The organism is Heminiphilus faecis, assembly GCF_008728965.1.
Classification (GTDB): domain Bacteria; phylum Bacteroidota; class Bacteroidia; order Bacteroidales; family Muribaculaceae; genus Muribaculum; species Muribaculum faecis.
Window position 1 is genome coordinate 1 of record NZ_VSMC01000067.1, and the last position, 1,098, is coordinate 1,098.

Consider the following 1,098-nt stretch of genomic DNA (forward strand, 5'->3'; position numbering starts at 1 on the left):
GGCAGGTTGGACATTTGGGGTGATGGATTGCGTGTAAACCATTGATTTAATTATCTTTGCGAAGATAATTATTGATATGGTTAAAAAAATGCTTTTTCTGCGGGTCTAAAAATGTAGTCAGGAACGGTCTGAGAGGCCGTACTCAACGATATAAATGTAAGGAGTGCGGCCGTCGTTTTGATGGCGGTATACGGCGCGATAAAGCTCAGGTTATCAGCGACTATGTAGAGGGCAAACAGACGCTGGAACAGCTTGCGTCCAAATATGGCGTCTGCGAAAAGACCATACGCAGGGATCTGGAGGGAATGCGGTATGTCCATAAGATCGCAAAGCACAAGGATGTGACCGTACAGATGGACACCACATACTGGGGCAGGAACTTTGGTCTTATGGTTCTCAAGGACGCTCTCCGGGGAGTTGTCTTATGGCATAAATATGTGCGTCATGAGACGATAGCCCAATATGTGGAGGGAATCGAATGGTTGAAGGGCAACGGGTTCCGGATATACGGCATCGTGATTGACGGCATGAAGGGACTGCCACAGGCATTGAAACCGATACCTGTGCAGATGTGCCAGTTCCATCAGATGCTCATTGTCCGCAGGTATTTGACTCAAAATCCGGATATTGAGGCTTCGCAGGAGCTGCTGAACCTGATAAATATCATCGCCAAAACCGATAAGGAGAGTTTTTGCGGGGCTTTCAATGAATGGTATGAAAAATACAGGGATGTAGTCAATGAACGTGTTCACGATAAAAGAATCAAGCGAATCAAACCTCCATATATGCGACCGAAACTACGCAGCGCATATCTGAGCATAAAACGTAACATGCCTTTGCTTTGGACCTTCTATGACCATCCGGAAACAGGACTTCCAAATACAAACAATGCCATTGAGGGCGTATTCTCTGATTTGAAAACCAAGGTTCGGGTTCATCGGGGGATCAGCAAGGAAAACAGAAAGAAACTAATAGATGAATATCTCAAAAGGCACTATTAGAACGCCCAACACAGATTGACTACTGCTCGGTTATCACCCAAAATGTCCACTTAGCACTTTTGATATACAATCCATCACCCCAAATGTCCAACCTGCC

1 protein-coding gene is annotated in these 1,098 nt (G+C 45.4%); it reads left to right on the top strand.

Going from position 1 to position 1,098, the window contains the following annotated elements; translation table 11 throughout:
* Positions 1–71 precede the first annotated feature (71 nt).
* The gene (locus FW767_RS12935) at positions 72–1,001 is read left to right on the top strand and encodes an IS256 family transposase, variant Zn-binding type (RefSeq protein WP_235898135.1); all 930 of its coding nucleotides are present in this window, start codon (positions 72–74) and stop codon (positions 999–1,001) included.
* Positions 1,002–1,098 lie beyond the last annotated feature (97 nt).